The organism is Anaerosinus sp., from assembly GCF_965318445.1.
Map to the genome: position 1 here is coordinate 27634 of NZ_CBDNNH010000010.1, position 24571 is coordinate 52204.

General features: G+C 34.5%; 27 protein-coding genes and 5 tRNA genes. 2 read left to right on the top strand and 30 right to left on the bottom strand.

Annotation, left to right across the window (positions count from 1 at the left end; genetic code table 11):
• Positions 1-23 precede the first annotated feature (23 nt).
• The 5 genes from map to ACWZFG_RS04940 form a co-directional block, all read right to left on the bottom strand.
• Positions 24-896, bottom strand: a complete 873-nt coding sequence (gene map / locus ACWZFG_RS04920; RefSeq protein WP_147670527.1) for a type I methionyl aminopeptidase — start codon at positions 894-896, stop codon at positions 24-26.
• Between the two features lie 95 nt (positions 897-991).
• The gene (locus tag ACWZFG_RS04925; protein ID WP_177504343.1) at positions 992-1669 is read right to left on the bottom strand and encodes a YczE/YyaS/YitT family protein; all 678 of its coding nucleotides are present in this window, start codon (positions 1667-1669) and stop codon (positions 992-994) included.
• Between the two features lie 77 nt (positions 1670-1746).
• Positions 1747-1822: transfer RNA gene (locus tag ACWZFG_RS04930), tRNA-Val, on the bottom strand.
• A 9-nt stretch (positions 1823-1831) separates the two neighbouring features.
• Positions 1832-1906, bottom strand: a tRNA-Glu gene (locus ACWZFG_RS04935).
• A gap of 1 nt (position 1907) precedes the next feature.
• A tRNA-Asn gene (locus tag ACWZFG_RS04940) sits at positions 1908-1983 on the bottom strand.
• 143 nt (positions 1984-2126) lie between these two features.
• On the opposite strand from ACWZFG_RS04940, the gene ACWZFG_RS04945 reads away from it, so the two are divergent.
• Entirely contained in the window at positions 2127-3239 is a 1113-nt protein-coding gene (locus ACWZFG_RS04945; RefSeq protein WP_177504345.1) for an aminopeptidase, read from the top strand.
• Between the two features lie 90 nt (positions 3240-3329).
• Complete coding sequence (locus ACWZFG_RS04950; protein ID WP_177504347.1) at positions 3330-4328, top strand: nucleoid-associated protein; 999 nt, start codon at positions 3330-3332, stop codon at positions 4326-4328.
• 47 nt (positions 4329-4375) lie between these two features.
• Here the strand turns inward: ACWZFG_RS04950 and ACWZFG_RS04955 are convergent, their stop codons facing one another.
• The 25 genes from ACWZFG_RS04955 to rph all read right to left on the bottom strand — a co-directional run bounded on the left by ACWZFG_RS04955 (position 4376) and on the right by rph (position 24544).
• On the bottom strand, positions 4376-5128 hold the full coding sequence (locus tag ACWZFG_RS04955) for a YdcF family protein (protein WP_177504348.1): 753 nt from the start codon (positions 5126-5128) through the stop codon (positions 4376-4378).
• 184 nt (positions 5129-5312) lie between these two features.
• Complete coding sequence (locus ACWZFG_RS04960) at positions 5313-6464, bottom strand: glycerophosphodiester phosphodiesterase (RefSeq protein ID WP_177504350.1); 1152 nt, start codon at positions 6462-6464, stop codon at positions 5313-5315.
• Positions 6465-6654: 190 nt separating this feature from the next.
• Positions 6655-7488, bottom strand: coding sequence for a polyamine aminopropyltransferase (speE, locus tag ACWZFG_RS04965; RefSeq protein WP_455577209.1), 834 nt, complete (start codon positions 7486-7488; stop codon positions 6655-6657).
• Between the two features lie 64 nt (positions 7489-7552).
• A complete protein-coding gene (locus ACWZFG_RS04970) occupies positions 7553-8095 on the bottom strand; it encodes an ATP-binding response regulator (RefSeq protein WP_455577210.1) in 543 nt (180 codons plus the stop codon).
• Positions 8079-8570 carry a sensor histidine kinase gene (locus ACWZFG_RS04975; RefSeq protein ID WP_455577211.1) on the bottom strand — a complete coding sequence of 164 codons (492 nt, stop codon included), beginning with the start codon at positions 8568-8570 and terminating at the stop codon, positions 8079-8081. Before ACWZFG_RS04975 ends, ACWZFG_RS04970 begins: the two co-directional genes overlap by 17 nt.
• 1 nt (position 8571) lies before the next feature.
• A complete protein-coding gene (locus ACWZFG_RS04980) occupies positions 8572-9105 on the bottom strand; it encodes a hypothetical protein (protein ID WP_455577212.1) in 534 nt (177 codons plus the stop codon).
• 231 nt (positions 9106-9336) lie between these two features.
• Positions 9337-9489 carry a hypothetical protein gene (locus ACWZFG_RS04985; protein ID WP_455577213.1) on the bottom strand — a complete coding sequence of 51 codons (153 nt, stop codon included), beginning with the start codon at positions 9487-9489 and terminating at the stop codon, positions 9337-9339.
• A gap of 80 nt (positions 9490-9569) precedes the next feature.
• On the bottom strand, positions 9570-10355 hold the full coding sequence (locus ACWZFG_RS04990) for a hypothetical protein (protein WP_455577214.1): 786 nt from the start codon (positions 10353-10355) through the stop codon (positions 9570-9572).
• A 578-nt stretch (positions 10356-10933) separates the two neighbouring features.
• A tRNA-Arg gene (locus ACWZFG_RS04995) sits at positions 10934-11008 on the bottom strand.
• Positions 11009-11171: 163 nt separating this feature from the next.
• Positions 11172-13361 (bottom strand): sensor domain-containing diguanylate cyclase, encoded by a 2190-nt coding sequence (locus ACWZFG_RS05000; protein ID WP_455577215.1) that lies wholly within the window; start codon positions 13359-13361, stop codon positions 11172-11174.
• A 273-nt stretch (positions 13362-13634) separates the two neighbouring features.
• A tRNA-Leu gene (locus tag ACWZFG_RS05005) sits at positions 13635-13718 on the bottom strand.
• Between the two features lie 22 nt (positions 13719-13740).
• Positions 13741-14007: a hypothetical protein gene (locus ACWZFG_RS05010; RefSeq protein ID WP_177504363.1), complete on the bottom strand. Its 267-nt coding sequence runs from the start codon at positions 14005-14007 to the stop codon at positions 13741-13743.
• Between the two features lie 43 nt (positions 14008-14050).
• On the bottom strand, positions 14051-14893 hold the full coding sequence (locus ACWZFG_RS05015) for a metal ABC transporter permease (RefSeq protein WP_177504365.1): 843 nt from the start codon (positions 14891-14893) through the stop codon (positions 14051-14053).
• A gap of 1 nt (position 14894) precedes the next feature.
• Entirely contained in the window at positions 14895-15683 is a 789-nt protein-coding gene (locus tag ACWZFG_RS05020; protein WP_455577216.1) for a metal ABC transporter ATP-binding protein, read from the bottom strand.
• Positions 15684-15699: 16 nt separating this feature from the next.
• Positions 15700-16125, bottom strand: a complete 426-nt coding sequence (locus ACWZFG_RS05025) for a Fur family transcriptional regulator (protein ID WP_147670505.1) — start codon at positions 16123-16125, stop codon at positions 15700-15702.
• An 82-nt stretch (positions 16126-16207) separates the two neighbouring features.
• Positions 16208-16378 carry a hypothetical protein gene (locus tag ACWZFG_RS05030; RefSeq protein ID WP_177504367.1) on the bottom strand — a complete coding sequence of 57 codons (171 nt, stop codon included), beginning with the start codon at positions 16376-16378 and terminating at the stop codon, positions 16208-16210.
• A 13-nt stretch (positions 16379-16391) separates the two neighbouring features.
• On the bottom strand, positions 16392-17684 hold the full coding sequence (locus ACWZFG_RS05035) for a C40 family peptidase (RefSeq protein ID WP_177504369.1): 1293 nt from the start codon (positions 17682-17684) through the stop codon (positions 16392-16394).
• 187 nt (positions 17685-17871) lie between these two features.
• Entirely contained in the window at positions 17872-18630 is a 759-nt protein-coding gene (gene sdhB, locus ACWZFG_RS05040) for a succinate dehydrogenase iron-sulfur subunit (RefSeq protein WP_177504370.1), read from the bottom strand.
• A 2-nt stretch (positions 18631-18632) separates the two neighbouring features.
• Entirely contained in the window at positions 18633-20345 is a 1713-nt protein-coding gene (gene sdhA, locus ACWZFG_RS05045; protein ID WP_418626708.1) for a succinate dehydrogenase flavoprotein subunit, read from the bottom strand.
• A gap of 101 nt (positions 20346-20446) precedes the next feature.
• Complete coding sequence (locus ACWZFG_RS05050; protein ID WP_177504375.1) at positions 20447-21067, bottom strand: succinate dehydrogenase; 621 nt, start codon at positions 21065-21067, stop codon at positions 20447-20449.
• Positions 21068-21109: 42 nt separating this feature from the next.
• A complete protein-coding gene (locus ACWZFG_RS05055; protein ID WP_147670494.1) occupies positions 21110-21667 on the bottom strand; it encodes a Fe-S-containing hydro-lyase in 558 nt (185 codons plus the stop codon).
• A 14-nt stretch (positions 21668-21681) separates the two neighbouring features.
• Complete coding sequence (locus tag ACWZFG_RS05060; RefSeq protein ID WP_177504377.1) at positions 21682-22524, bottom strand: fumarate hydratase; 843 nt, start codon at positions 22522-22524, stop codon at positions 21682-21684.
• Positions 22525-22731: 207 nt separating this feature from the next.
• Positions 22732-23211 (bottom strand): metallophosphoesterase, encoded by a 480-nt coding sequence (locus ACWZFG_RS05065; RefSeq protein WP_177504378.1) that lies wholly within the window; start codon positions 23209-23211, stop codon positions 22732-22734.
• Positions 23208-23804 carry an XTP/dITP diphosphatase gene (locus ACWZFG_RS05070; protein WP_177504380.1) on the bottom strand — a complete coding sequence of 199 codons (597 nt, stop codon included), beginning with the start codon at positions 23802-23804 and terminating at the stop codon, positions 23208-23210. The genes ACWZFG_RS05065 and ACWZFG_RS05070 overlap by 4 nt, the downstream gene beginning before the upstream one ends.
• Complete coding sequence (rph, locus tag ACWZFG_RS05075; RefSeq protein ID WP_418626707.1) at positions 23801-24544, bottom strand: ribonuclease PH; 744 nt, start codon at positions 24542-24544, stop codon at positions 23801-23803. Before rph ends, ACWZFG_RS05070 begins: the two co-directional genes overlap by 4 nt.
• Between the last annotated feature and the right edge of the window lie 27 nt (positions 24545-24571).

Sequence of the window (24571 nt, forward strand, 5' to 3'; positions counted from 1 at the left end):
ATTTCAATAATTTTTAAAATGATTTATTTTGCTAAAATTTCTACACCATCATCAGTAATTAAAACGGTGTGTTCCCACTGTGCAGATAGCGAGTGATCTTTTGTATAAACAGTCCAATCATCATTTTTATCTATATAAACAGCATATTTTCCTGTATTAATCATTGGTTCAACCGTTAATACCATACCTGGTACAAGAAGCATTCCTGTTCCAGCTTCACCAACATGAGGTACAAATGGTTCTTCATGGAATTTCTTTCCAATCCCATGTCCTCCTAAATCCGTTACTACTGAATAACCATGCGCATGCGCATGTAATTGTACAGCTGCACCAATATCTCCCAAAAATCCCCATGGACGAATAGCTTCAATTCCTTTTATCATACATTCACGTGCTACACGAACCAATTTTTCAGCCTCTTCACTTACATTGCCAATCATAAACATTCTTGATGCATCCGCATAATATCCATTGTAAATCGTTGTGATATCCACGTTGACAATATCACCATCTTTTAAAATTGTATCTTTAGATGGAATTCCGTGACATACAACATCATTAATTGAAACACAAATACTCTTTGGATATCCTTCGTAATTTAAGCAAGCCGGAATGCCACCTTGTGAAACAATATATTCATGAGCCAATTGATTTAGCATCTCTGTATCAACGCCAACTTTCATATGCTCTGCAACTAAATCTAATGCTGCATCATTAATGACCGCACTTTTTTTTATTCCTTCAATATCGGTTGGTGTCTTTATAATTGTATGAGGTGGGCGAATTTGACCTTTATAAAAATCCAGTTTTATACTCATTATCTTTTCATCAAATTCCAAGTGACATTTTTTGTATTTTTTCCCACTTCCACACCAACATTGCGAATTTCTATCCATGTATTTATCCCTCTTTCCGTCTTTTACAATGTAATTATTATATACCGTAAGTAGAAAAAACAAAAGGCTTGCTTTTATTCTATGCAATTTAGAATTTATTTTACATTTAATCTTTTTTTGAAAAATGGCAAACAAAAAATTAAATTGCCATGTTCATCAGGATAACTAAGCCTCGGTAAATAAACTCTTACCATGCTACCTACCAAAAAAGCGGAAATCACCGTACCTTCCCGAATCCCATGAATTTCGCCAAAGTAAATCAAAGATAACGTAAGCGCTATAATTACAAGTGAAACATCAAAAGCGATTTTTGTATAACCAAAATTAAACTTCCACTGCATTGCAATCGCATTTACTAAGCCTTCGCCTGACATCATAACTACATTGCCAATTACCTGCAACGTGACTCCTAATCCCAACAAAGCGCAGCCAATAAACAATAATAATAATTTAAATAAGTAATTTTCTGGCTGTATCAGAGAAAATAAAAGCATCGCCAGATCTATAAAACAACTAAAAATTAGCGTCATTGGAATCTGCAAAAATTGAATGTACTGAAACTGCCGTCGTAAAATAAATATTTGCCCTATAATAAAAAGCATATTAACAATGAATGTAAAACCACCTAAAGTAATCGGATAACGAAAGCTTAAGATATAAGGTACACTTGAAATCGGCGATGTTCCCAAGAAACTTTGAATAATTAAAGCAATGCCTAATGCCATAAAGAAAATTCCACATATAAACAAACAATATCGTTTTAAAACGGTCACTTTGTTTCACCTTCTTTAATTTCTAAACTATATAAAAACAAAACCCTCATCAAAGATGAGGGTAATATTTCTTAGTATGGTGGGCGATAACAGGATCGAACTGCTGACATCCTGCTTGTAAGGCAGGCGCTCTCCCAGCTGAGCTAATCGCCCATATAAAATTGGTGACGCGTACGGGATTCGAACCCGTGAAGCCGCCGTGAAAGGGCGGTGTCTTAACCACTTGACCAACGCGCCATGGCTCCTTGAGTAGGACTCGAACCTACGACCGATCGGTTAACAGCCGATTGCTCTACCAACTGAGCTATCAAGGAAGGAACATTTATTATTATAGCGGATTGTTTTAAATAATGCAAGTACTTTTTTTATTTTTTTTGCAGGTTTTATAAATTTTTTTCCGAATTCTATCTAATACTAGCTTTAAACGCTAAATAACATCTAAAGGAGTCTTTATTTCATGGATCCAAGAATAGAAAAATTGGCTCATCAATTAATTCACTACTCAACAAGATTGCAAAAAGGTGAAAAAATCCTCATTGAAGTATTCGACGACGCACATCCACTTGCAAAAGCATTGATTAAAGAAGTATACAAAGTAGGTGCACTTCCTTTCCTAACCGTCAAAAGCAATGTCTTACAAAGAGAACTATTGCTAGGTGCAAGCAGAGAGCAACTCGACTTTATTGCCTCTTATGAATCTATACGTATGCGTGACATGAATGCCTATCTCGGTATACGCGCAAGTCAAAATGTCAGTGAACTCTCCGATGTACCAAGTGAAAAAATGAGTTTATATCAGCAGTATTGGCAGAATCCAGTCCACAGTAATATCCGTGTTCCTCATACGAAATGGTGCGTTATGCGCTATCCTAATGGTGCAATGGCACAGCTTGCTAATATGAGCAGTGAACAGTTTGAAGATTTCTATTTCAACGTATGTAACCTCGATTATGCAAGAATGGCTGAATCAATGACACCACTTATTCAGCTAATGAATCATACAGACAAAGTAAAAATCGTGGGTCCTAATACCGATTTGACTTTTTCGATCAAAGATATTCCCGCAGTAAAATGTTGCGGTCTCCGCAATATTCCCGATGGTGAAGTTTATACCGCACCAGTTAAGACTTCTGTAAACGGAAAACTATCCTATAATACACCTGCCGTTTATCAGGGGGTATCTTACGAAAATATTTCTTTAGAATTCAAAAACGGAAAAATTGTAAATGCAACAGCAAATCATACAGAGCAAATCAATAAGGTATTTGATACTGATGACGGATCTCGTTTTATCGGTGAATTCGCACTTGGTGTAAACCCATATATCACAAAGCCGATGAAAGATACTTTATTTGATGAAAAAATTTCCGGAAGTTTTCATTTTACCCCAGGTATGGCTTATAAAGAAGCGAATAATGGAAACTCCTCCTCCATTCATTGGGATTTAGTTTGTATTCAAACTTCTGAATATGGCGGTGGTGAAATCTATTTTGATGATGTATTAATCAGAAAAGATGGACTCTTCACCATACCAGAACTTCAAGGACTCAATCCTGAAAATTTAAAATAGCATTCCAAACGTTTCTGACTGGAAATAATACTTGCACTTCGCTTATTTCCAGTCAAAACTTTTACTTTACATAAAGAAAGAGGTATTTCGATGATTATTATTAATCATTCTATATTACATATATTTGATTTCAACTCAGGTGTAACTGTTTTTTCTGATAAAGAATTAGCCATAGAAAATAGTGTAGAAACATTCTTGCTAAAACACTTAGAAAAATCATTTACCGACACTAATCTTAAAACAGGTAATTTTTATGAAACCAGTCCATTTAAAGCTTCCCTTATCAGTTATTTAAATGAGGAAATTCCTTTTGTTGATTTTTCTAAAACACTCGCCAATCATGCTTATACGATGATTCAACGGGTCGAAAATCCTGAATCTGCCGATTTGTTAATTTGTGATATTGATGTGGATACTGTCCGTTATATCGCTTTATTAAAATGTAATAATCGTATGGGCTTTGTTCATCAAGTCATGCAAGATGATGGTGGTGTTAAAAATGATATTATCAACCATTACGCGATTATGCCCATGTTATCACAAAAAATTGATGAATGTGCATTTATTAATGCTGAAACATTAGAAATTAAATTTACAGATAAAAAATACTCTATCGATGGTGATGCTGCATTTCTTCTTTCTGACTATATCTTGCAATGTAACTTTCAACTATCAAGTAAAGACTCATTAAAAGCCATGCAGACAATTGCCAAAAAAATAGCTGAAGATCATGGGCAAAATAGCGTCGATGCCATAGTAAAAGCTAAAAATTACATTGTAGATAATATTGAATACTCTGAATCTGTAAATCCCGAAGCGTTAGGTAGGCAAGTCTTTGCCTCTTCCCCTATGTTGCAAGAGGAATACATTAAAGAGATTCAAACTGCCGGAATCAGCCCTCAAGTGAATCTTGATCGTGAATTTGCTATCAAAAAAACAAAAACGCATAGAATTAAAACTGACACAGGTATTGAGTTAATTATTCCTGTTGAATACTTTGAAAATCAAGACTACGTTGAATTTGTCAATAATCAAAATGGTACCGTTTCTATCAACTTGAAAAATATTGCAAAACTCATCAATAAGTAAAAGGAAATCCATATGTATGCATTCACTTACATACATATGGATTTTTTTCATTTCATTATTTTTCCACCTAATATACCTAACCATTCATGAAAAAATATACAGGAAGCTTGTAGAGCGGAACTTGATGGAACTATTTTATTTAAATAAAAGTCATTTTTACCACTTACTAAGTAATCCGCTGGAACAGGCAAAACATCAATGCCTTCTTTCTTAAAATTCATCATAGAGCGCTCCATATGAAATGCAGATGTAACTAAGATTGCTTTTTCATATCCATTTTGCCTCATAATTTCATGTACCAATTGTGCATTCTGCCGTGTATTTAAACTATTGTCCTCAATGATGATTTTTTCTTCTTCAACACCAATCCCCATTAGCATTCTCTTTGCAACTAAAGCCTCTCTGCCTGAATCAGAAAAAACCTTTCCACCAGACACAATAATCGGAATCTCTAGTTGATGTTGTAACCTCGCTGCCATCAATAAACGATTTGCTGCACTACCAGATAAGTTGCCCTCTCCATCAATATCCGGCGTTTCCACTGTAGCACCTCCACCCAGCATAATGATAACATCCCCATGAATCGTTTCTGGAACCGTATATTGACTTTCTAAAGAATGAATTAAATAAGAACTAACATAGGAAGTAGAAAAAATATAAAAAACTAATGTAATTCCCATCAAAATTTTTGACCAAAACCGATTCGTTCGCCAAATTAAAATACTTACGAAAAAGAAAAGAAGAATAAAAATACCTGGTGGTAATAAAAAAGCGGCTATATTTTTTAAAGCATAAATCAATATGATTTACCTCCCCTCTATATTTTATTAATTTTATCAAAACTATATCTAACATGCAAAAATTTCCCCAAAGTGTGAAATGAAAAATTATCTATTTATATATCAAATTAAATTCTTCCTAAAAATCAATTTGATATATAAATAGACAGGTTCTCCCGAACCTGTCTAAAGCGTTATTTATTGTTTATTCTGCGGAATCCCCACCGCCAGCCATTTTTTTCGTTTTTACGTCTATATAATCTACACCCGTATGATATTTACTCTTAGGATTTATCGTTGGCTCATGCAATTTAATTCCGCGTTTTTCTAACACACTGCGTAAAACCCAAGGCTTATCTGAAATCATACCGTCCACACCCATATCAATCATCATATTGATATCAGTTACACTGTTTACTGTCCAAGGAACTACTTTCATTCCAAGCTCATGTGCCAAATCGACATCTTGCTTGGAAATTTCCGGATAATAAGGTGATACAATATCCACCCCAATCGCTTTTGCCGCTAAAATTGGATTGCCTTGATAATCATCAATATCCAATCCACCAAGCCAAGGGGATTTTCCTTTCTGGTATGCTCTTAATGATACTGCATCAGGCCCCCAAGAAGGCTGTTCCTGCCATAAAGCCACCAAGGAAATATTTGGATTTATTTTTTTCATTTCAATTAAAGTTCTCCAGTCAAACGACTGTAATAAAACGCGATCTTCCATACCATATTTTTTAACAACATCATTAAATGCTTTTACAAACCGAACAGGATCTACACTATTTTTATAAGCATCCCCAGATAATGGGTCAGGATAAGATTTTGTTTCTGCATTGACAATAACTTTTTTATCTCCATATTCCTGAATTAATTCAAACAATTCATCTAACGTCGGTATCTGTGCACCTGATACTGTTATCTGAGTCTTCCCATGCCCTTCATAGTACTCTCCACAATTAGGATCCATAACGCCCACATCAAATTTTCTAAGTTCATCTAATGTCATTAATCGAATATCGTATTTTCCATCTTCTACATAATTTCCATTTTTATCCCTTGTGATCTTGTGATTTAAAATTGGATTATGACTCATCACAATACGATTATCTTTTGTCAATTGCATATCACATTCAATTGATGTAGCTCCCATTTCCATTGCATATGCATAAGAGTATAACGTATTCTCTGGACGTGCATCACGGCCACCACGATGTGGCTCAAAATCAAATACATCAAAACTTGCTTTTGCATAAGCTTGCTGTTGACTGACAAAACTTCCACCTAACCCAATCACGGCAGCTGTTAGACCTGCAATCACCATACGTCTCATTATCTTGCTTCTCTGCATCTCTTCTCATCCCCTATATAATTATAAATAAAATTTTCCATTTATATTATATCTTTAAATTTTTAAAGATACAGTCAGATAAATTCTGATTTTTATTACGGAATATTTTAGTAGTAACTCAATTTAATTATATTATAAGGATAAATTTATGGCTGCCTTAAATTTTTATATTAAGACAGCCAATTTATCATTATTTAATTAACTCTTGTACGAATTGAGGCAATGCGAAACATGCTTTTTGTATTGCTGCTGTGTAATAACGAGTTTCTAACTTTTGACGATTTGTTAAATCTACATCCATTGGTTTATACTTTTTAGAACCAATAGTAAAACAATGCATTCCACCTGGATAAATTGGAATATATGCTAAATACATATCATGAATCGGGAAAATGTCTTTTACATCTTTCGCAATTTTTTTAATTAATTCTTGATGATAAAAAGGCGATTCTGTCTGCTGAACAAATAAACCATCCTCTTTGAGTGCTTTATGTACATTCTTATAAAATTCTTTTGTGAATAGGCCTTCTCCTGGACCAATTGGATCAGAACAGTCTACAATAATTACATCATACGCATTTTCTGCAGCCGCCATATGAGCAATTCCATCACCAATTTTCAACTCTAGCTTAGGATGGTTTTCACGCATTGCCACGCTAATTTCCGGTAAATACTTCTTAGCAGCTTCAACTACCATACCATCAATTTCCACCATTTCAACTTTTTCTACACTATCGTGGCGTACAACTTCACGTACAGCTCCACCATCACCACCGCCAATGACCAAAACACGTTTAGGATTCGGATGCATATAAAGCGGAACATGCGCAATCATCTCATGATAAACAAATTCTTCTGCAATACTCGTTTGGAAAACTCCATCTAAAACAAGCATTCTGCCAAATTGATATGAATCTACTACTGCAACATCCTGAAACTCAGATTTTCCAGTAAAAAGAGTTTCTTTTACCCTTGTTGTTAAGCCAAGATATTCAGTTTGATTTTCTGTGCACCATAACTGCATAACGATTACCTCCAATAGACAAAAATTCTCTGATAATAGAATTACTTTATCTTAAAAAAGCAGATTAGTCAAATCTAGTTTTTCCTAGAACCTTTCCCAAAACCTCATATAGTAAATCGGTATTAATCGGCTTTGCTATATGATCATTCATCCCCGCCTGTTTTGATTCTTCAATATCAGAATCAAAAACATTTGCTGTCATCGCAATAATTGGCACAGCGGCCGCATCTTCTCGATTTAATAAACGAATACTCCTCGCTGCTGTTAATCCATCCATAATTGGCATTTTGATATCCATTAAAATAGAATCATAATACCAAAGTGGGGATTTTTCAAACATTCTCAAAGCCTCTTGTCCATTTTTTGCGGTTTCAACCAAAAGCTCTTTTTTCACAAGGATAGCAAGAGCGATTTCCATATTAATTTCATTGTCTTCCACAACCAATACTCGTCTGCCATTAAAGTTTAACTTATCTGTTACCGCCTTTTCTCCTGCTTCTATATATCTGACCACTTCAAAATTCTTATAAACAGTAAAAGTAGTACCAACGCCAAGCTTACTTTCAACACTAATACGACCACCCGATACTTCAACTAGACTCTTCACTCATGCCAATCCCATTATCCTTGACCACCAGCTTTGTCTTGGCAACCTTATCATTTTCTTCTAAAAATTCAATATAAACTTCAACATTTCCACCTGTACGAGTAAATTTTATCGCATTAGAGATTAAATTTACAAAGACTTGCTGCCCGCGTATTTTATCAAATTTAAGATATGGATACCGACTCTCATTTTTTATAAATTTAAAATTTATCTGCTTTTCCTCTGCCAGAGGTTTTATAATTGAAACAATATTATCAAAGAATTTATCGACCTCAACAACTTCTGATATAAATTCTATTTTATTTTGTTCAATTCTGGATATATCTAAAATATCATTAATTAGCCGGAGCAAATATTCACCAGCTGAATAAATTTTATTCAAATATCTCACTGCTAAAGAATCCTCAACTTCATCTAAAGCCAACTTAGTCATACCAAAAATCGCATTCATCGGTGTTCTAATTTCATGACTCATTTTAGGAAAGAAAAATACTCTTGGCCTTATTCGCTTTATTGGCAAGATCAAGCGCATTTTTCATTTCTATATTCTTTCTTTTTTCTTCTTCATATACATCCGTAATATCGCGAATCACACAACAAATAAGCTGACTTCCTGCTTCTAAATAAGAATAAGTAAAACATTTATGATATAACTGCCCTTCAGAAGATTTTAAAGAATAAAATAAACTATCACGTGATTTCATCGCTAAACTTTTCACCAATCCAGCAATACTTGTTTTTCTAATAAACTCTTCAAAATCATCGCCTACATAACATCTACTCAAAAACGCCCTACTAACTCTATTCACATCATCATATTCGCTAAAAAACGGCCTATCTTTTTCTATCCCATAAGTTCGCGTTGTCCCCTTCACAGCATCAATTAACATGATAAAATCATAATTATTTTTTATCACCGTATCCGTTAATGCCTCGATAATTTTTTGATCATTGATATTGATTGCATAAATTATCGCTTCCACATCATTCGTATAGGGTTTTTTTGTCATATTAATATAACTTTTAATCCATTCAATCGAACCATCCTCCATATAATACCTATGCTCAAAAGATAAACGGTCCTCCCCTTTATGAAAATGTGCAATTAAACTTTTACGATTAAAAATTTTACGAAATTCTATTAAATCATCTGCATTTGCATGTTGCGAATAACCGTATTCAAAAAATCCATCTACAGTTCCGGCTTCCTGCAGCTTTAAAACGCTAGGATAAGGACTATATCACCAATTTTTTGTTAAATTAAAACGAAAACTGCCGATAGAATTTAATTCAAAAGTAGAAATTACATTAATCTGCTCTTTATATCTAGTCTGATCAATAAATTCTTCGGTAATATCAATCCCACTGCCAATCGCTCGAATCAGATTGTTCAAATAATCATAAACTACGGTATAACTGATCTTTTCCCTACGATATTCTTGTTTATTTTTTGAGAAAATCCGAAGAATTACTTCTATATTTTTTCCCCATTAAATATATCTTCATGCATTCTACGATAAGTCTCTATATCATCTGGGTGAATAATTTTTCTTGCAATCATGCTGTCTGGGACATTATTAATAATAGATTTTAATCCATAATTGTCCTGCAAGTTATTATTTAAATGAATTTGCCTTTTTTCAATATTATATATCCACGTGGTAATCCCCATTTGTTTGGCTGAAATTAAAAATTGCTCTTCCAGTTCTTTATACCTATCATGATTTTGCCCCGTTCCGATTTCTTTAATCGGGGTTCCTTTTTCATCAAAAATATTTGTATAACAAATTTTCACCCAGCTGGTTCGTGATAACTTAGGCAGTAATACTCTAATCGTTTGCTCTGCTTCTCTAACTCCACATTTTAGATCATGATGTAATTTTCTAAAAGGTTCAATAAATTCAGAAAGGATAATGTTCTTTCTAATTAATGTTTCTACATAATTTTCGACGAATCGTGGTAGATTAAGTTCCTTTTGAGATTTTTCATCCAGCATTGCACAGTTTTTCTGTACATCATACTCCAAAAAAAATAATCCAGAATGTGAAATCACAGCTTGCAATAAATTTTCACTAATCATAAGTTTTTTATTCAGCTCTAAAATATTTTTCTGATTATTGATACGTTCAGTTTCATCAGAAATATATTCAATATGTGCGTCTATTCCATTCCAATCAATCAATTTTCCTTTAGTTACATAGTGGCGATTGGTAACAGGAGATGTATACTGGCGAACAAGGTAGAACTCCACCAATGACATAAACTAACATAATCATCCCTCTATTTCGTTTATTCATATTTATTAAATAAAATTAAGCTGATAATGCTTTTATTATTTTTTTAGTTTAACGGAGCTCTTTCAATGTGATATAACACTACAAAATTTTACTCTTTTCATTATTTTACACTATATTTCATTTTGTTAATATATCTTATAAAAAATAAATATAATTTATATTACGAACATTTAAGTATCTCTCTTAACACAGAGATCATATACTATAAAAAATATATTCGTGAGGGATTTTTATGCAATCTTACATAATTACTACCGATAAACTCAGACTGCTTTATTCCTTATTTTTTCTTTGTGGTTCTATAATTAGTGTAATTGTGTCAATAAGAATGCTAAAGGTTAATTAATCGGGTTGCTAAAACTTAAAGCAAAAACCATAATAAATTCAAACTAGACCAAATTTTAATGGAAAATAATCAAACATTTTTAATCGGATTTTTAGTACGAGAATTGATAAATAAAGAATGGGTAGATAAGATATCTTATCTACCCATTCTTTATTTATCAATTCTCATTCATATTTTTCATATAAAGTATTTAACTGGTGCGCCTGGTAGGAATCGAACCTACGCACCTGCCTCCGGAGGGCAGCGCTCTATCCACTGAGCTACAGGCGCAAATCATAACGAATAATATTATATCATATATAAGGCAGTAAGTCGAGTAAAAATAATTTACTTTAAAGACAAAACGATTTCCGTAGTAGTTTTATCTTCTCCTGAAACCGCCCATTAGCCATCGGATAAAAATTTTTCTTAACAAATCTTTATATTATCCCTATCATACTCTATGCATTTTCTTTTTATTCAATATTTTGTTTTTACTTTTATGCTGATACATTCTTGCATCTAAAATTTGCATAATTTCATCGAAAGTCAGTTCATCTCTATAGGTATATTCTAAAACGCCAAAAGCAAAAGATCGTTGGTAACCATCTTTTTCTGTTTTATTTAAAGAATTCAAATTTTTATTAATGCGCTCTAATAAAGTTATAACTTTTTTCTCATTACGGTTAGAGAAAACAATAATAAATTCATCTCCACCGTATCTACAAATAATATCCTGGGGCTGAGTTTTTTCTTTTAAGAGTCCAACAACTGTACGTAAATATTCATCGCCCTCTTCATGCCCATAATAATCATTTGCAATTTTTAAATTATCTAAATCAATAAAAGCAAAGGTTAATATCGTCCCTTGACTTATAGGGTTATTTAATAATTGATGAATAATCTCGTAACCTAATCTTCTTGTATATACATCCGTTAACTCATCTTTTGTATATCTCGACATAGATTCTTCCATAATCTGTACTTTCTTTTCTAAGCGTTTTCGTTGAGAAGATAATTTATCCAATGCCATTTGCATATAAGAAATCAGCGTTCCAATCTCGCCATAACTCACTTTTTTCTCTTCGTCTGAAGCTTCACCAAATGTATCAAGAATTACTTTTCGATTGTCTTGATACTGTCTTTCCAATACTTTATCATAATTAAAATCTGTAATTAATGAAGAAAAAATCATATCAATATTCATTTGATTTTTATTCTGCTCGCTCTTTTCACCTTTTTTAGCCCGACGATATTCATTTAAAATTTCAAGGACTTTCTTTTCTAAATTATTAACAATCTGCACTTGCTTCAAGCGTCTTAATAGAAAGTACCCTTTAAATTCCGCGTAATAAATAGGAAAATAATCATAATATTTATCTTCATATGAAGCATTTTTATCCACTTTAAAAAAGAAAACCGACGTTAAAGTGTCATTTAATGGAATCCCCATAAACTCACCAAAACATGAAAATCCTCCGATTGTAATATCTTTAAAAAGATTCATTTTATGAAGTTCTTCACTATTGACTACTCGCCTAGTAATACAATCATTCAGTATTCCAGCAAAAGGTTTGGGTTTATTCTTCATAAAAGCATCCCAATCGCGTTGTAATGTCTCTAAAAAAGATGCCCGATGAATAACTAAAAGCTTTTCTCCAATGCCAATATCACAATAAAAATAAACTCTATTTTGTATCTCATCAATTTTTAGAATTGTTCGCGCAAAAATCTCTCCATTGACATCTATTGCAAAACTATAATTATAAATAATCTTTTCTAACTCTTCTATTGTTTTACAAGAAAATTTCAGCTTTAGCGCATCAATAAAATCTACAAAGCGTCCTTGCTCATCCAAAACTTTTGAAACATATCTCAGTGAAGGATTTCCATCTGCAATAATAAAGGAATTCTCAGTGCGACAAAATCCCTGACTTTTAAACATACCAAATTTATATCCAGAGTTTATTTTTAGCAAACAAACCATTAGATGATTTTCTATTAATCGTTCCCCATCATACAAATACGCACTTCCCAAGGCTTCATCATTTCCCGACGATCCCCCAACAAAAATACAAGGAAATTTTTGACTATCGTATACAGCTTGCATAACAAACGTTTCACATTTTGCCATTCCATCTATATAGGCAAGTGCAACCGTATCTTGCGCATTAATCGACATACTAACAGGCTGTTTTTTTAACTTTTCTACAATAATGTCGGTTCTTTCTTTAGGCGTCATTACGCTCTCATTTTTTAATAAATCATCATTCGGCAAATCTATAGTGAAAATTTGGCAATCGGTAATCATTCTATTTGAAAATGCCTGTAAAACTATTTTCTTTCTGCCAACTTGATTTGGCGGATAAATAGAAGTTTTCCCTTCAAAATGACAAAGTTCTCCCGCTGTAGAAATCATCATAAATTTTGTATTAACTGGTAAACATCTCTTTATAAACTCCCCTACTTTTGACATGTCACAAGCAGAGGATATAAATGCAATAAGCAATGCTACACCATCTGCTAAATTACATACATTAGCAACAGATTTTCGATTCAACTCAGACTGGTCAAGATATTCTACTCTTACATCATCTAAAGTTTGTCTTTCTAAACTTGTCTCATCAAATTGATTTTTCAGCATAGAACTCTACTCTCTTTCGTATCTCAGCCTTTTGTCCTACTACCATTTTATTTTCTATTTTACCATAAAATCTTACAAAAATCAGCATATTTTCATTTAAAGTAAATATTTTTACATATTATGGAAAGATTAGATAAATTATTTCTTTATTTTAGTTTTTCTTCAATTATTCTTGCTATAAATCCCAATACATTTTCTAGGCAAATAAAAAAGCTCGGAATGCTCCGAGCTAGAATTGATTATTATTTAAAGCTAAATATTTAATTTAATAAATGGTGCGGGAGAAGGGACTTGAACCCCCACGCCAAAGGCGCCAGATCCTAAGTCTGGTGCGTCTGCCAATTCCGCCACTCCCGCATCAGTTAGCTTTTATATATTATCATTGATTAATCCTCTTGTCAATATTTTTATTATTTTTTAATAAATTTTCAATCAATACATCCAATTTTTCCTCTAAACCATCAATTCGAGATTTTATATCATTTATTTCATTCTGTAGCATAACTCCTTCTCGAGCTACTTTTTCTTCTGCTTCCTTATCCACTCTTCTTTGGTCATAATATACCATAACAGCTATAATCGAACTGAGTAAATCTACATAGACAAAAATTTCCTCCAAATCATTTAACGATTCTTCATCGAACACAACGTCACCCCATATAAAAGCCAATCTTCATCTAAGATTTTTATCATTTCACAGCGTAAGGTTTCATCACTAAAGTAACAAAAAATAGTATTGACGAAATTAAGACAATGGTTGCCCCTGTAGCTGTATTAAAATAATATGAAGCAACAAGCCCAAAGATACCTGATAGCAAAGCAAATGTAATAGATATGCAGTGGTAACTCTGAACGCTATTCGTAATATTTCTAGCAGCCGCTGCAGGCAGGACAAGCATCGAATTAATAATCAATAAGCCTACCCATTGAATGCTAATTGCAACGACTATTGCTAACATAGCCGCAAAAATCATTTCAATAGCCATAGTATTAATACCTCTACTTGATGCAAGCGACGTATTAATACTGATTAAAAGCAATTTATTAAATATAATCATCCAAACAATAAGTACTGCAATAAAAACGAAAAAAAGGACAACTAAGTCACTATCTGAAATACTCAATAAATCTCCAATCAAATAGGAAGAAAATTTATTAAAACTTCCTCCATATGACATAAGCATAAGCCCAATAGCAATCGCTGTTGAAGAAAAAACGCCAATAATCGTATCCGTCGATGCACTGCTCTTTCCCTTAATATAAGTAATAATCCCTGCAAAAAGAACGGAGAAAAGAACAATTGATAAAAGTGGCTCTATACTTCCAAGGAGTGCACCTATCGCAACGCCAGTAAATGCACCATGCCCTAATGAGTCAGAAAAAAAAGCCATCCGATTGCTGACAACCATCGTTCCTAATAAGCCAAATAGGGGAGTAATCAAAATTATTGCTAAAAAAGCATTTTTCATAAAAGTATAAGACAGCCATTCAAAAGGCAAAACCATATCGATAACTTGATAAATGAACTCCATTTTATTCCCCCCGTTCTCCTTGATTTACTAACATCCCAAAAATCTTATGTGTCCGTGCATCCCTAAATACCTCTTTAGGTACTCCATTGCAAACTACTGTCTTATCTAATAACACGACTCTATCTGCATGTTTTGCTACTAAATTAAAATCATGAGAAATTAAAATAATTGCTAAATCATGACTTTTTCTCAAATCCGAAACAATTTCATAAAATATTTCTAATCCATTTTGGTCTACACCCGATACAGGCTCATCTAATAAGAGCAAGTCAGGCAGTGGGTTAAGTGCCAAAGCTAATAACACCCGTTGCAATTCTCCTCCAGAAAGTGCGCCTAATCGCCTATCTATTAAATGTTCCGCTTTTACCTTTTTCAATGTATGTAATACACTTTCCCGTTCTTTTGCTTTACTTTGAAACCAAGCTGGTCGATTGCTTAATGACACTCTAAACAAGTCCAATACACTCGTAGGGGTACTTAAATCGAAATTCAAATATTGTGGAACATATCCAATCACTGGATTTCCGGTATGTTTTCCTTTAGCATCAAAATAATAGAGATTCCCTTGATGATCAATCTCACCTAAAATAGCTTTTAGTAAAGTACTTTTACCTGCACCATTCGGTCCAATTAAAGCGGTTAACTCCCCGCAATGAATATGAATATTCACATCATGAAAAACATCATTTTTCCCAAACGTAACAGAAAAACCATCTATTTTCGTACAGCATAATTTATTGCACTTATCGTCCGCTTTTCCTGTATGATGATGAAAAAACTTTCTTAACACCTTAAATCCTCCTAAATTACTCTTTAAACTCTTTACAATTTTTACAGTAACCATACACTTCAAAGATATGCCTTTTTACTGCAAATCCTTTTTTCTCCGCTTCTTCAAAATATCTATCATTGACAGGGCAATTTTCCATGCATTCCATCTCACCACATTTTAAACAAACCAAATGATGATGATGACCTGAGATCATCAATTCAAAAACATTTCCCTCTCTATTATTTGTATGAATCTCATGTACCAACCCTAACTGAACAAATATATCCAAATTGCGATATACTGTGTCTAGGCTAACATCTGGATTAGATTGCTTTACAAAGTCTAGAATCTGCTGCACAGTTAAAAATTTATCACATTTTAATAATGCTAAGATAACCGCACGCCTTTGTGGTGTAATTTTGTAACCATTTTCTCTAAGTACCTTTATTATTTTTTCCATTTCATCAACTTCCTAAATAGTAAAATTCTTATTTAGTTTATCACAAATTTATTTTATTGCAAACAAAATTCCGGTAGTAATATTATTTACTACCGGAATTTTTCTGTATAATTCGGTTTAAATCTCGAATCTGATGCAATAAATGTTCATATTCCAAATCGTTGCTGACGTGAATAATCTGCTTGCGCAACATTTGCACTTGATTCTTTAATTTAGATATTGTTACCTCATTTAAGCCTTTATTCTTTGTCATTTAAAAACCCCATTTAAAATTGATATGATATTACACCTGTTAGTGCATCTAAAAAAGAAATTCCGCTATATCTCTTTAAGGATAAGTCACTAACTACAACCTTCATTACTCTAACTTTTTCTTTTGTGCCATTTTGATGAAGTGTATGGCTTCCTAACGAATGAATAATATAAGGTGTACCATTTGTCATACCTAGATAAAGCATTACGTGCCCGTCAAAAAAAATTACATCACCAGCATTTAGTTGCTTTAAAGTATCCAGTCTCTCTTCACTTGACATAGATGCCATAGGGATATATTTTCCTGCTGTCAATTCCTGCTCATCTGCGTTACGCGGCAACTCAATGCCAAAAGAGCGATAAATATCAGCAATAAAACTTGAACAATCCACACTATTTTTTAATCCACCCCAGCCGTACGGCTCTTGCAAAAACTTAAAGGATTGCTGGATAATGTTATTTTTCGTATAGGGCAAATTTCCTTCTATTAACCCAATGGTTTTCGCTATATTTTGAGAAATCTCTATTAATTTCCCATCTGCATTACGTGTCGGTAAAATTACTTCATAAAAGCTTTCAGCACTTTCTGCTAGTTTTATCTTACTCCCCATTTGATAAATTATAGCTTCATTTACACTTTGCAGTACTATCTTATCTGTTAAGACAGTAAGAAACCGATTTGGCTGTACATAGGTGAGCCACATTTCGCGATTCGCTAATGCAATATCCTTTTTTAATACCCAGCCATAGTAATTGCGCATTTGAACAAAATAAAATTCTTTGGACTTGCTTTCATGTAAAATAACGACTGGTTCAGATGGATCAACTGCAGTTTCTTGCAAGTAATCAAACTCTTTATCTTCGGCTGATTCAAATATCCCTTCCATTGTCGGTAACGTCCGTAAATTACTTCTTCTTACAGCAACGCCATACTGAACTTTATTATCTTCAAAAATCTCAGTCAAATTTCTTTCACTTCGTAATCTTTCTTTTTCTGCCTTAGACATAAGGTGCGACCCGATAAAAACAGATTCATCTAGCACCTCTGTTTCTAACATTTTTTTTAATTGAGTTCCTGAAATTAATGTTGGATATTTGCTTAAATCATATACGCTGTTACTTCTATCTATTATTTCTTGATTAAATCTTGCTACTTCTTCATCATTCAGTATAAGTTCATCGCCATTTTTCTCTATTCCTTGCCAAAACTCTGCTGTATTTAGACGTGGATAATTTGTTATTCCAGAAGCAAAACATGCTTTTGTCATAACTCCCATAAAAACGAATACCAGAAAAATGTATAGCATAAAGCTCCCCCTCATTACGGTTAATAAGTTTTTTTTATTCAAAGTATATGTAAAGAGTTGAAAAAATTTGTTCATACTTTTATTTCTTTCTTAAAATTTTATTCTAAACTCTATTACTTTAACACTTAAAAAGAAAATTGTAAATAAAAAGCCCTGCGCTTTAGCGCAGGGCTTTAACAAACATTTCTTATTTATTAAATAAGTTTTTTAATGCTTGCTTATTTGTATCTCTGTTTAATTGTGCTAGATATTCAGTAAGTTTGATATCTTTTGGACATGCTTGTACACAGTTTTGGCTGTTACCACAGCTACCAATGCCACCTTTGTCCATTAAAGCATTCAAGCGTTCTTCTTTAGAATACGCTCCAATTGGATGTAAGTTGAATAAATGCGCTTGAACTGTAGGTGCAGGACCAATAAAATCAGAACCTGCATTTACATTAGGACAAGCTTCCATACAACAACCGCAAGTCATGCAACGAGAAATTTCGTATGCAGTTTCAGCAGTTTTAGGGTTTTGGCGAGGAGCGTCATTATGAACCTCCCAAGTACCGTCAACTTTCACCCATGCTTGTACACGTTTTAAGCTTTCAAACATTACAGAACGATCAATCATAAGGTCACGGATTACAGGGAAAGTACGAGCTGGTGCTAAACGAATTGGTTGTTCCAAATGGTCAATCAAAGCTGCACAAGCTTGGCGAGCTTTGCCATTGATAACCATCATACAGGCACCGCATACTTTTTCCAGACAGTTACATTCCCAAACAACAGCAGTTGTTTTTTTACCATCTTTTGTTACAGGGTTCTTTTGAATTTCCATAAGAGCCGCAACTACGTTAAGAGCTGGACGATAGTCAACTTCAAATTCTTCTGTGTAAGGAGCACTTGTAGGGCTATCTTGTCTTTCAATAATAAAATGTACTTTTTTCTTAGTTTCTGCCATGATTATTTAGCCTCCTTCTTAGCAACAGCATAGTTACGAGGACGAGGTTTTACTAAAGAATGATCAAAATCTTCATAACTGATTACAGGTTCTTCAGTAGCTGGATCATAAGCAGCAACAGTAATCTTCATGAAACGCTCGTCATCACGTTGAGGGAATTCGCGTTTGAAGTGAGCACCGCGACTTTCATCACGCATACGTGCAGCTTTTGTTACAACTAAAGCATAAAGAATCATATTGCGAAGTTGTCTTACAAACATAGCTTCTTGGTTTGCCCAGTTTCCTTTATCTGTTAAACCAATATTTTCCCAACGTTTAAGAATCTTTTTCACTTCTGCAAAACAGTAGTCAAGATCTTTATTTACACGTTCAATTGTTACATATTTATTCATCAAATCACCAAGTTCATGGTGAAGTTGATGTGCATTTTCAGAGCCATCCATTTTCAAGATCGCTTGATATTCGTCAAGACATTCTTTTTCTGCTTGTGCTAATTCAGCATCTGTAAGTTCAGACCCTTTTTCGCCTTCTTTAGCCCAACGCATAGCTTCTGGACCAGAAACTGTTCCCGAATATGCAGCGGAAAGAAGAGAGTTAGCACCAAGACGGTTTGCACCATGATATTGGTAATCACACTCACCTGATGCCATAAGTCCAGGAATATTTGTGTTATGTTTTCTGTCAACCCAAATACCGCCCATAGAATAATGAACTGAAGGATAAATTTGCATTGGAACTTTACGAGGATCATCACCAACAAATTCTGTATAAATTTCAATGATACCGCCCAATTTATGTTCCAAATAATCAGCTGGAATATGAGAGAGATCAAGATATACTTTGTTTTCGCCGTTAATACCAAGTTTTTGATTCATGCAAACATCATAAATTGCACGAGATGCTACGTCACGAGGTACAAGGTTACCATATGCAGGGTACATTTCTTCAAGGAAGTACCAAGGTTTACCATCTTTATATACCCAAACACGTCCGCCTTCACCACGACAAGCTTCGGACATTAAACGGTTCTTATCTGTACCAGGAATAGCAGTTGGATGAATTTGAATAAATTCAGGATTACCGATATGTGCACCTTGTTGATATACTGCGGATACTGCCGAACCATTACAGATTGTAGAAGCAGTACATCTACCAAATACCATACCAGGACCGCCAGTAGCTAAGATAACTGTATCAGCACGGAAAGCTCTGATTTCCATAGAATTCATGCTTTGTGCTACGATACCACGGCAAACGCCTTCTTTATTTTTAATGATTTTAATGAATTCCCAGAATTCATATTTTTTAACTGCGCCTTTTACTTCCCATGCACGCACTTGTTCGTCTAGTGCATAAAGAAGTTGTTGACCTGTTGTGGAACCAGAGAAACAAGTACGTTTATTTTTCTGACCACCAAAGTTACGAAGGTCAAGTAAACCTTCATCTGTACGAGTGAATGTTACGCCCATACGGTCAAACATTTTAATTAATTTTGGCGCTGCTTCACACATACCTTTTACTGCCGTTTGGTCAGCTAGGAAGTCGCCACCATATACAGTATCATCAAAATGTTCATATGTGCTGTCATTTTCACCTTTTGTATCCATACATGCGTTAATCCCGCCTTGTGCGCAAAGGGAATGAGAGCGTTTTACTGGGCAATAGGAGAATAATTCTACTTCGCCGCCAGCTTCACAAATCTTTAAGGTAGCCATCAAACCGGATAAACCGCCACCTACAACTATAATTTTACTTTTCACGCAGGTTCTCTCCTTAATCTAGATTATATAGAATCGTCATCTCTATATCGATGTTATTAAGCAATAAAACGAGTAAGTGATACTACACCTAATACGGATAAAATCACGCATAAAGCCCATGCACATTTATTAACTACAGATTGAATGCGAGGACCTTTTGCAATACCCCAAGTGATAGTAAATGTGAATAAACCATTTGTGAAATGGAATACCGCTGCAACTACACCAATCGCATATAATACAAATATGATAGGATTGCTTAAATGTGCGCTCACAAGTGCAAAATCAATTGGTACTCCTGAACCTTTCATTGCAAAACGTAAATAGCCAACATGACCAATTAAAAATAATAAAGTATACCAAGCAGTCAATCTTTGTAAATAGAATTGCCAGTTACGAGTATACCCATATCTTCCAATTGCATTGTTTCTAGCTTGTAATGCAATATATGCACCATAAAGACCATGGAATAATAGCGGAATCGCGATAAAACAAACTTCCATAAAAATTAAAAGTTCATGAGGAATTGCTGCAAGTCTTGCTACAGCATCGTCAAAGCTTTTTGCCCCACCCATTACTGTCGAAACTGTAATCAAGTGTTCCAATAGGAAAACACCGACAGGTACTACACCTAATAATGAATGCAGACGACGTACATAAAAATCATTGTTACCCATGTTAAACCTCCTATATTTTTTGCGACCCTCACGAGTCAAATATTATAACTTACGATAAGGTGCTTGACCCTGTTCGTAGAAGTTATTACCTTCTGAATCAATTACTACGATAGCTGGAAAATCTTCAACTGTTAAAGCAGCAACTGCTTCTGGACCAAGTTCTGGATAAGCAAGCACTTCGTATTTTTTAACCGATTTTGCAATAAGTGCTGCTGCGCCACCAACAGCAGCAAAATAAGTAACACCATGTTTTTTCATTGCTTCTACGACTTCTGGGCTACGGGAGCCTTTACCAATCATCCCTTTAATACCTTGATCAAGCATTGTAGGTGTATAAGCATCCATACGACCAGCTGTAGTAGGACCAGCAGAACCAATTGGATCACCAGGTTTTGCAGGTGTTGGTCCTAAATAGTAAACGATTTGATTTGTCCAGTCCACTGGCAATTTTTCACCACGTGCTAATGCTTCTGTCATCGCTTTATGAGCAGCATCACGTGCACTGAAAATCGTTCCGCTGATAAGTACACTATCACCAGCTTTTAAGCTGCGAGAGACTTCTTCTGTTAACGGCGTTGTAATACGAATTTTTTCACTCATTTTACATTCCCCTCCTATAACACAACTTCAGCATGACGCATTGCATGACAGCAGATCGTTACACAAACAGGTAAACCGGCAATATGCGTAGGATACCATTCAATGTTAACTGCAAGAGCTGTTGTCGTACCGCCAAGTTGAGGTCCGATACCAGTTTTGTTAATCATTTCTAAAAGTTCATTTTCTAATTTTGCATATTCAGGATGTGCATTACGAACATTAATGGAGCGAACAAGTGCTTCTTTAGAAAGAAGAGCTGCTCTATCCATAGTACCACCAATACCTACACCAACAACCATTGGTGGGCAAGGGTTAGGACCAGCATGTTTGATAATATCAAGGACAGCTTTTTTCACGCCTTCTACACCATCAGCAGGAACAAGCATTTTCAATCCGCTCTTGTTTTCACTGCCAAAACCTTTTGGTGCAAGTTTAATTTTTAATTTGTCACCTGGTACGATGGAAGTATAAATAACCGCAGGTGTATTATTTGTTGTATTCTTACGATCAAATAACGGTTCCGCCACAACAGATTTACGTAAGTAACCACTTATGTAACCATCAGCTACACCAGCATTTACTGCTTCAACCAAATCACCACCAACTAAATGAACATCTTGTCCAACTTCTAAGAAGATGATAGCCATACCCGTATCCTGACAAATTGGTCTATCTTCAGCCTTTGCAATTTCAGCATTTTTAATGATTTGATCTAAAACGTCTCTACCTACTGGAGATTCTTCAGTCTTACGACCTTCTACCAAAGCTGCATAAACATCATCCGGTAAATAATAAGCTGCTTCTTTACACATTTTTGAAACAACTTCAGTAACTTGTTTCACATCAATTTCGCGCAATTCAGACCCTCCCAATAATAAATTTTTTATATACTCAACAGCAACATGATAGCACATTTACTATGCCATTTCAACAATTTTTCAAAAGAATTTCAAACATATAATTGCCTTTCAAGCTAGATTATTCGTGCCTTTATGAGCTGTATAAGCCAAACAACCCCAAACAATAAACTTTCATTATAATATAATAAATATATTTTACGATAATTATACCAATTCTATGATTTCAGGTTTAATATTTCCCCAATCATCAATTTCAATAATGGCAAATGTCGGATTTTTAAATCTAGGACGCGATACGCTTCCAGGGTTTAAAATTAATAATTCATCTTCCCAATGCATCTCTGGAATATGTGAATGTCCGTAAACAGCAATATCAACCTCATATGTTTTAGCCATCCATTCTAATTCGCGAGTACTGGATTTAACCCCATACCGATGCCCATGACAAATCCATATTTCTTTCCCTGCACATTGAACAAACTCTTCTTCTGGACACTTTATTCCAATCCCATCACAGTTTCCTGCTACAGAAACAATTTTTGTTATATGATTTTTGCGAATAAAGTTAACATCATGATAATAATCCCCTGCATGTAACCAAATATCGACGTTACCTGCACTTTGGACAGCTTTTTTTACCGCATCTTCATCACCATGGCTATCACTCATTACACCTATTCTCATCTTAAGTACCCTGCTAATTTTTCAGCCATTTTTTTTAAAGCCTTGCCGCGATGACTAATTTTGTTTTTTTCTTCCATTGATAATTGTGCCATGGATTTATTTAATTCAGGTAGATAAAACAAAGGATCGTACCCAAATCCACCATCACCAGAAAGCGCAAAAGCAATTTCTCCCTCGCAACTTCCATCGCAAGTAATTACAGTACCATCCGTATCTAAAAATGTTAACGCACAGCGAAATCTTGCTTGCCGTTTATTTTGTGAAATATTCTCTAATGAAACTAATAATTTTTGGTTATTTTCCGCGTCAGTAGCATGTTCTCCCGCAAATCTAGCCGAATACACTCCTGGAGCATAATTTAAAGCATCTACTTCTAGCCCAGAATCATCGGCCAAACAAGCTTTCCCCGTATGCAAAGCATAATAACTTGCCTTAATGAGAGAGTTTTTTTCAAAAGTATCTCCATCTTCAATTGGCTCATCAACCTCAGGAAATTCAGCCAATGAAATTACTTTTACCGGTAAGGTGGCAAAATACTTTTCAATTTCTGCAATTTTTCCTTTGTTTTTGCTGGCAATTACAATTTCTTTCACGGTTCGCGCCCTACTTTCCAAACCAATTGTCCAAGTACATCCTTTTGGTAATCAATGAGCTCTTGTATCCCCTTTTCGGCTTTTTCAAGCATAGCATTCATTTCTATCCGAGAAAAAGGGCGCTCTTCCCCAGTTCCTTGAACTTCAACAAAATTACCTTCTCCTGTCATAATCACATTCATATCTACAGCAGCATTTGAATCTTCTTCGTAGCATAAGTCAAGGATAGATGTGCCGTCTTTTAATAAGCCAACACTAATTGCCGCAACAAAGTCTTTTACCGGAAATGGTTTCTCCGGATGATAAATTGTAGCTACAGCATCCACCAATGCCACAAACGCTCCTGTAATCGAAGCAGTTCTTGTCCCACCATCCGCTTGAATAACGTCACAGTCAATCATAATGGTTCGTTCACCTAATGCTTTTAAATCAATTACACTGCGAAGTGACCGACCAATTAATCTTTGAATTTCATGTGTCCTTCCCGACACCTTTCCACGCATTGATTCACGTGCATTACGTGTTTGCGTAGAACTTGGAAGCAAAGAATATTCTGCCGTAATCCAACCTTCTCCACTTCCTTTTAAAAATGGAGGAACTCTTTCTTCAATTGTCGCGGCACAAATTACCTTTGTATTTCCAAACTCAATTAAAACCGAGCCTGCTGGGTATTTTAAATAGTTCCTAGTTATTTTTACTTTTCTCATTTCATCGACTTGTCGTCCATCTACTCTAATCACAATTTCACCTACTATCAATTTGTTAAC